Below are 8,694 nucleotides of genomic sequence, written 5' to 3'. Positions count from 1 at the left end.
TCTCCGGGTAAAATCCCAGAGCAAAAAGGCGTTTTCCACCATTGCTGCACTGATAAGAATCCATTTAATCAGTAATCTTGAGATATATTGGATGGTGCAGAACAGCAGGAGAACTTACAGCAAACAGAAAAAACGAAATAAACCACCTTGTATACAGGTAGAACTGTTCTAAAAAACAGGGGGGGGTGGCTTTTTTATCTAATGAAAATATTTACTGATAATCAGTAAGTTAAGTGAGTTTATTGCCTGTTTTTAAGTTTATCCGTTTGGTAGTGTATCTTTGTATAGATTTGAGTGGTTAATAATTTGGTTCTAAAAATTTCAATCTATTGATGCTCAAGTTTTTTTGACCGGAGATGTTGCGAGCATTTCCGGTTTCTTTGTTTTTGAACACTTATCGTATGGATTTATGTTTTCATATGTGGTCTATTTAGGTTCATAATCTGGTTTTATTCAGTTTGTCTTTTTTTCCGGCATCACGACAATGGTATCTTTTGTCATTTTGAATTGCACGCCGCCACTTAGCTCCAAGACATCCAGTACTTCCTGCAGGTTCTTGGATCTGGAAATCTGCCCTCCGAAATCGTCCGGTGTCAAATGTCCTTCATAAACGACTTTCACCTTATACCACCTGGATATCTTGTTCATGATGCTGACGAGATTCTCATTATCGAATATGAAATTGCCGTTTTTCCAATCGATGACCGAGCTCGATTCGACCTCTACTATCTCTAGACTGCCGTTTGCATCGGATTTGCGCAGAATGCTTTGCTGGTTCGGCTTCAAAATTTTCGATTCTCCAGAATGGCCGCTTGGCGTGACACGTACCGATCCTTCCAGCAAGGTCGTTTTCACCCTATCTTCATCGCCATAAGCGTTTATGTTGAAGTGCGTTCCCAGTACCTCCACTTGCTGCATGGCGGTCTGCACTATGAACGGGACTGGCTTTGATGAGCTCGCTCCCAATTGCTTCGCTACCTCAAAGTATCCTTCACCGTCCATCTCGATGGAACGATATTTGGAATCAAACCTGACAGGGTACCTTATGGAGGATGAGGCATTGAGCCACACCTTAGTGCCATCTGGGAGCGACACGCTATATTGCCCCCCTTCGGGCGTACTAATGGTATTGTAAGCTATAGCACCAGATGGATTATTTGTTGCGTCGTTGTCTAACAATTGATAGGACAGATATCCATCCGCTGTTTTACTGATCAGTATGCCTTCTTCTTCCAGACTTGTGTTTACATCTACGCTGTCCAATAGTATTTGTTTCCCATTGGACAAGGTCAATATCGCCATATCCCTACCGGGCATGATATGTTCTGCAAGCTGTTTACTTTCTGTAGGTCTTGGAGAAAGCTGATAGTACGCAAAAATCAGCAATCCGAATAATAAGGATGCCGCAATACCATATCTGAACAGTTTGCCAATACCCGGCAATGATTTGCGTGCAGCTTCATATTCGTGGATGGCATCGTCCGTTTTCCTTTTGATCCTACCTTTAAGATCTAAAAATTCTTGCTCGCTCAACTTATCGGTATATTCACCCTTCAAATCAAAAGCCTTATAATAGGCTTCCAAAAATTGGACTTCTTCGGCAGAGGCTTTGCCTTCCATATACTTATTGAGTATTTCAATATATTTTTCCTTGTCCAATGAGTTCATAATAAGGGTCTATACTATACATGACCCTGCAAAATGGAATTAGCCCACTCGCGATTGAAAAAAAAGTAAAAAAATGGTTAATGACTGATAGCTGACTGCTGATGGCCGATAGCTGAGGGCTAGTGTCAGCTTATTGTTCCCACATTCCCGAAATAATCGGGAAGAGATATCTCGACTGCCCTGCGTTCCGCTCGATATGACGAACAGGACGCTGACTGCTGTTGGCCGATAGGCGATAGCTGACTGCCGATGGCTAATAGCTGATGGCTAGCGTCAGCTTATTGTTCCCGCATTCCCGAAATAATCGGGATGAGATATCTCGACTGCCCTGCGTTCCGCTCGATATGACGAACAGGGCGCTGACTGCTGTTGGCCGATAGCTGACTGCCGATAGCTGTTGGCTGATAGCTACTGATTAAAGATATTGAACAGAATAATAGAGACGATCAACGAATCGCGAATGCGGTTGAGCGTTCTACCCAATTGATTGCGTACAGTTTTTGGTGAAAGGTTCAACATGGAAGCTATTTCCTCCGTACTCAATCCTTTGTTGTATTTCAGTTCATAGATCAACTGCTGTTGGGGTGGCAAGTTGGCTATCAACTGTTGATAGGCCATTTGCAGTTCCTTGTACAAAAGTTTTGCTTCCGCATTTTCATGGGTTACCAAAAGCTCTTGGGCAATTTCCTCCACGGGAATATACTTTCCCTCTCTTTTTTGCAGTTTGAACACCTGGTTGCGGGTGGCTATATAAAAATAGGCCGGAAGATTCTTGATATCATCCAGGTGCTTCCGGAGCCAAAGCTGCGTGAAGACTTCCTGTACCACATCTTCGGCAAGTGTATGGTCTACCAATCTTTTCAGGGCATTGTTGTAAACAAATTCCCAATATTTATCGTACAATAGGTTAAAGGCATGGCGATTATCATCCCGAAGCTTGGAAAGCAATTCGGAATCTTCGAGTACTACGCTTTGCCTTGCCATGTCCACACTATTGCGTTAAATACCTAAACCATTGATTTGCAAAAAGAAACGACTATTGATTGTGGTAATCATTTCGATTTAATAATTAGTTGAGGCAAGATTAGCAATAAAATACCTATTACACAACAACAAACACAAAAAATCCGGAGAGCACGCTATCGTTTCATCTCCACTTTTTGCTCCATACCCGTGTCTTTCAACACAACCACTACGGACGACATCACACCGTCCCAGTACCAAGCTGGTGATACCGTATCAACTTCCGAAAGACTACTTGCGTCAAAGGTCTTCCCTATTTTCACTTTCTTCCCTTTGATAGCAACTTCACTTGGCTTGGAAACACCATAGATGGTTATTACGGTCGTTCTTTCTTTCGAAGCGCTATATCCCTGCTCTTCCCTTTTCCCCAACACAAACTCATAACCCGTTTTTGTCTGTTTGCAGGAGTAAGTGGTCCTGGCATAGACGTCTTTTTTGTAGTCATTGCTCAGTCCGTCATCCTCATACAAGGTAAAGGTTGCTTCTTGCCGCTCATTGGGCGGAAATACCTCCAACAATAAGGGAGCATCGCTCTTTTCCCCGATGTATTGCATCACGGGCATCGTGGGTATAATGGAACCTTTCTTGACCAGTACCGGTGTCACGTCCAAGGGCGCATCGTACTCTATGCTCTTGCCTCCCCGATATAGCGTTTTCTTGTCGTGAAAATCTATCCATTCGCCCTTGGGCAAATAGATGTTTTTGTAATTGACCCCTTGCTCAACCACGGGTGCTACCAAGAGGTTGCTGCCGAACATAAATTGCTCGTCGGCACTTTGGTACACATTGGCATCGTTCGGGTATTCCAGCGCCATGGCCCTAATGAGTGGCAAGCCGGTATCATGTGCTTCTCGAGCTAGGGTATAGATATATGGGAATAGCTTGTATTTCAATTCAATGGCCTTCTTGGCCATTTGCTCTATTTCCTCGCCGAACAGCCAGGGCTCCACGGCATTGTTGCCCTCATGGTGTATGCGGCTGATGGGGTTGAAAGCACCAAACTGCAACCAACGGATATACAACTCCCCCATGGCCTCATAATCTTTGATATCGCCGCAGTAGCCCGAAATGTCGGTAGCCCAAAAGGGAATCAATCCCAATCCGGCCGACTGCGCCAAGGGTAGCTGCGCTGCCAATTGTTCCCAGCCTTCCAGCACATCATTGCCATTGCCCGCATCGCCAGACCAGCCAAAGGTATAGCGCTGCAAGCCGGCATAGGCCGCACGTGTCATCTGAAAGATGCGCGTATTGGGATTGTGCTTCTCGAACTGCTCGGTCACCACCTTGTCCCAGGTGAGGCCGTACACGTTATGGATCTCGTCGTGCATTCCCAGGTGATGCTTCATGAAGAGCCTGTCTTCCGCTTCCTCATTGCTCCAGGCCGGCTCGCCCATATCCGTCCAGTAGCCGCTTACCCCATCGGCTATGGGTTTCTGCTGGTAGGTGCCCCACCAGTCGGCCACCTCGGGCTTGGTGAAGTCCACCACGCCACAATTGCCGCCCCAGGGCCAGGGCATGTCATAACTCTTGCCCGTACGCTCATCCAGGGCAAAATAGCCGAGACTGTCCGCCTCTTTCCATTGCTTGACATTGCTCTGGGAGATCACCGGGTCTTGCGAGACGATAACCTTAAAGCCCTGTGCCTTGAGGTCTGCCAGCATTTCCTTTGGTTTGTCGTAACGATCTCGCCATTCAAAGTCCATGAGGGCTTTGGTCCAGCCAATGTCCTGGAAAATAATATCGCAGGGAATACCACGCTCGCGATAGCCGGAGGCAATATCGCGCGTCAGCTTCTCGGAAGTGAGCATGCCCCTACTCTGCGAAAAGCCAAAGGCCCATTGCGGTGGCATAATGGCCTTGCCTGTCAATTCCGTATAGCGCTTGATGATTTCCTTGTAATTGTTGCCATAGATGAAATAGTAGACCATTTCCCCGCCATTAGCCTCAAAGGAATAAAAGCCCGGTGATTCCGTACCAAACTTGAACTCGCTCTTGTAGGTATTATCGAAAAACAGGCCATAGTTGTACGAGCTCATAAAAAAGGGAATGCTCTTGTACAGCGGATCCAAATTGGGCGAATAACAGGGCATGTCGCTGTTCCACATCTTGAAATTCTGTCCCTTGCGATTGACCGTGCCGTTCTTTTCCCCCAAACCTATCAATTTCTCGTCATGCCGTAGGGTCTTGCGACTGATAAGCTGCCCGTTCTCCACGGCATAGCCCATATCCCGATAGTCTTCGAACAACAAGCGTTGGTACTTATCGAAAATCTGCATCCCAAAGGGTGCCTTTTTTACCCGGACCCGTAAGGTCTCCGTATAGAATTCATATAACCCCTGCTGCTCGTCCACCTGAATGGCATCTGGCCCTCCCAGCTGCTCGTCGATAACGGCAAATGAGGGATTCCTGCGCTCAAATCCGCCATTTGGGCTATACCATATCTTAAACACATTACCGCTCAGCACCTGCAACAGCACCTTATCGCCATGTTCCAAACTGAAAATCACCCGATTGCCTTCTACCTCATAACCGGTACACTTTCCTAGGCCCTTTGGCAAGGTAGCCTGTGCAAGAAGTGCCTTACAAGGCCACAATAGGAGATATAAAAAGGAAAATAAGGAAAAACACAAACTCCATCTACGTAACACCATAATCAATCTATTTTTATTTATTATTCTTATCCCACTCCTATCCGTCTCCTATCCGTAGGTCTGTCGGGATGGCAATGTGTGCGGGAGACTACGGATACCCAATATGGTTCGGTAGTCTCCAGACTACCACTTTCATTTACTTTATCCTGAGTCTCTTCCGCTCTTTCCCAAGCTCCAGACTCAGGATAGTACGGGAGCCATATCCTATCTCGTCATTTCGACGAAGTATTAGGAGAAATCTCCTAATGAAGACTTCTACTGCAACCTATCCGTAGGTCTGTCGGGATGGCAATGTGTGCGGGAGACTACGGATACCTAATATGGTTCGGTAGTCTCCAGACTACCACTTTCATTTACTTTATCCTGAGTCTCTTCCGCTCTTTCCCAAGCTCCAGACTCAGGATAGTACGGGCCATATCCTATCTCGTCATTTCGACGAAGTATGAGGAGAAATCTCCTAATGAAGACTTCTACTGCAACCTATCCGTAGGTCTGTCGGGATGGCAATGTGCGTGGGAGACTACGGATACCTATATGGTTCGGTAGTCTCCAGACTACCGCTTTCATTTGCTCAATCCCGAGTCTCTTCCGCCCTTTCCCAAGCTCCAGACTCAGGATAGTTCGGGAATAATATCAATCTAGCCTAATCAGCCTTACCTCGTCCAACAGGGCTTCGTTGACAGCCAGGTTCATATTATCGTTCACGGGCTGTTCAAAACTTAGTATCAATATATTGGCTCCCTCGTTCAACTTCACTTGCACGGCATTGCTATAGCCCCAGTTGGACCATTCGGCCTTACCGCGCTGTGGGAAGACAAAGGTTCCCGCAAATTGACCATTGGCCTGCAATGTCCTGATGGCGCACTTGTTCTCCGTATTGACGGGGCCATGGCCATTGGCATAGCGGAAATCAATAGCATAAGTTCCCGATTTGCCAACTACGACAGGTATATTTATTGTCCTATGTCGCTTATGATTAATGGTGATATATCCCTTGCCTTCGGCTCCCTTGGCAGCATACTGCTGGTCTGGAGGTAAGATAGCGGCCATGTCCAATCGCTGTATATCGCTCCGGGGCGAATAGATAAAGGGCTTACCGGCAAAGGATCCATTGCCGGCACTGTCCAGCGCAATGACCTGATACGCTCCATAGTTTGCTGTGTCTATGCTATAGCTAGTTTCGGTTTGTTTGGTCAGCGCTTGTCCATTTTGCACAACTTGGTATGCAATGGCCCCGGCAACCTTGTCCCATGTCAATTGATTGCCTTTCAGTTGGGTCTTAGGATCCGGCAAACTGGTCTGATTGGCTATTAAGTTGATCGCCTTATTACCCGTATCGTTATTGGCCAATACGATTTTTATACGATGCGCTCCTCTTAGGTTTGCGGGCAAAAGAGCATCTTGCTGCTCCTTGCCATCCAGCAGGAACGATTTGATTTGATTGCCATGGCCCGTCAATTCAATATCCAGCACGGCATTTCTATACTTGAAGTTGCTCAGCCTATGCTCACCTCCGTACACCTTGGGCACAAAAGGAGAAAAATACAGGCCGTCGTGCCGGAACTGCATGCCGAACAACACTTTGTAGACCAAGGCGAGATTGCCCGAAATACTCCATAGCATTTCACTGGAATTGATTTGGGTACCGGCATAGTCCCCATTGCTGGCCACAAAGTTTTCCTTATTGGTGAGGAACAAGGCGGCCGGACGATAAATGGCATTGATGCTATGCACCAGGGAAGCCTCATTGCCTACCTTGGCGGCGGCCAATGCCCAATAGGCCTGCACAAAAGGCCAGATGCCATCGTTGTGGTAAGGGGGAATGCCCGGTATTTGCGGAAAAATGCAAGGAATACCAAAGTCGATGACCGGTGTATGAGCCACGATGCTTTCCTGTTGTTCACTATCGGCAATATCGAACAAGACGGACAAGGCCTCGCCCAGTGCTTCCGCCCTTGGCGACAAGGACAGGTAGTTTTGTCCATATAGGTACTGACCAAAATAGCCCTTATCGTCCATCCAAAGGTATTTGACCATACCCGCTTTCAGTTTGTCTGCCATGTCGCTATAGCGGTCACCAGCTGTTTTGTCTCCCAAGAGTTCCGCCATTTCTGCCAATACCTTATTGCCTTGGTAATGCACCGCCGTGGTGCCTAGGTTTTCGGAGACGAATATATCCTTGGGTTCCATCCATTTCGGATAGGTCTGCTCGCGCCAATCCAGAAAAGAGGATTCGCCCCGTACCAATCCCCGCTCCATATCATAGGCATTGCGGAAATCGTCTTCCAGGCTGTTCTTGATAATGGGATATACCTGCCTTAGCCAAGCTTCATCGCCTGTCACTTTGTAGACTTCCATCGCCGCTACGGCCCATATCATCCGATCGGTAGAAACCGGGTAGGCACCCCCTGTTCCCGTATCTTGGATGATGCGCTGGTTTTGTACCTTGCGCATCAGGCTCTTCTTTGCCACTTCGGGTTGTAGCGCAGCCATCGACAGGATGATGCTATAGCTGATGTCGCGCGTCCATACACCAGACCATTCCTTACCGGTGCGAAACGTGCTATCGGCCTCTATATCCTTGGTCATTTCTTCCAAAGAGAGGTTGTACAGCGCATCGGACAATACATGATCAGATTGGTACTTGGGATAGGCATCCAGATTAGTGCTCAATTCCCACAATCGGTCTTCTGCTTGTTCTTCTTCTGCGTTCAGCACCAAATCAAGCTCATAGATACCATCACCGTCCTTATCATGCAGTTGTAGGTCGGGATGATTCACCAAATTGTCGAAATCCCAAATCAATGGCGCACTACTTCCGGCCATGTATACGCCCTTAAAATCTTCCTTATAAAGCTTATTGCCGTTATAGCTTTCATAATAGCCCTTTTCATCAAAGGAAGCCAGCACATGCCGCATGTCCAACCTAATATGTACAGGTGTATTTCGTTTAAGGTAAACATCGCTTGGCACCTCACTTTTATCCACGTACGCTTCGCCAAACTTGATGAGGGAAACTTCCGAACCATCGGTATCAGGCAACAATACCAAGCGATGATCACTGCCGGATGGCATCTCGTTATCCCTACCATTGATGGCAAACTTAAAAGTCAGTTCCGGACTTTTATATAAAGTCGCCAGGCTCTTGTAGTTGGAACGCAACTTAGTAGGCGACAACGCCTCGGCCATATAGTCTCCCTGTACTACCTTATTATCGGCGACTTTATAGGTAGTCACCAGTTTGCTGGTTTCCTGATTATTGACTTGGCAAGCCTGCATGCATGCTAAGGTACCAATCAATGGCAAATACTTCAAAATACTGTTCTTCGGCAAAATATACATTCGGATTATT

5 protein-coding genes are annotated in these 8,694 nt (G+C 46.9%); 1 reads left to right on the top strand and 4 read right to left on the bottom strand.

The window, feature by feature from the left end; translation table 11 throughout:
• Window positions 1–453: 453 nt before the first annotated feature.
• The 3 genes from A37S_RS0112385 to A37S_RS24590 all read right to left on the bottom strand — a co-directional run bounded on the left by A37S_RS0112385 (window position 454) and on the right by A37S_RS24590 (window position 5,342).
• The gene (locus A37S_RS0112385) at window positions 454–1,668 is read right to left on the bottom strand and encodes a FecR family protein (protein ID WP_028297256.1); all 1,215 of its coding nucleotides are present in this window, start codon (window positions 1,666–1,668) and stop codon (window positions 454–456) included.
• Window positions 1,669–2,076: 408 nt separating this feature from the next.
• Window positions 2,077–2,652 (bottom strand): RNA polymerase sigma factor, encoded by a 576-nt coding sequence (locus A37S_RS0112380; RefSeq protein WP_028297255.1) that lies wholly within the window; start codon window positions 2,650–2,652, stop codon window positions 2,077–2,079.
• Window positions 2,653–2,807: 155 nt separating this feature from the next.
• Window positions 2,808–5,342, bottom strand: coding sequence for a glycoside hydrolase family 31 protein (locus A37S_RS24590; protein ID WP_084163885.1), 2,535 nt, complete (start codon window positions 5,340–5,342; stop codon window positions 2,808–2,810).
• Between the two features lie 285 nt (window positions 5,343–5,627).
• Between A37S_RS24590 and A37S_RS27110 the strand changes: the two genes are divergently transcribed.
• Entirely contained in the window at window positions 5,628–5,888 is a 261-nt protein-coding gene (locus A37S_RS27110; RefSeq protein WP_157278620.1) for a hypothetical protein, read from the top strand.
• Between the two features lie 87 nt (window positions 5,889–5,975).
• Here the strand turns inward: A37S_RS27110 and A37S_RS0112370 are convergent, their stop codons facing one another.
• Entirely contained in the window at window positions 5,976–8,684 is a 2,709-nt protein-coding gene (locus A37S_RS0112370; protein WP_211229785.1) for an MGH1-like glycoside hydrolase domain-containing protein, read from the bottom strand.
• Between the last annotated feature and the right edge of the window lie 10 nt (window positions 8,685–8,694).

It is taken from the genome of Olivibacter sitiensis DSM 17696 (genome assembly GCF_000427965.1).
In the GTDB taxonomy this organism is placed as follows: domain Bacteria; phylum Bacteroidota; class Bacteroidia; order Sphingobacteriales; family Sphingobacteriaceae; genus Olivibacter; species Olivibacter sitiensis.
Note: the sequence above shows the minus strand (reverse complement) of the source record. Positions and strands in the feature narration are given on the sequence as shown.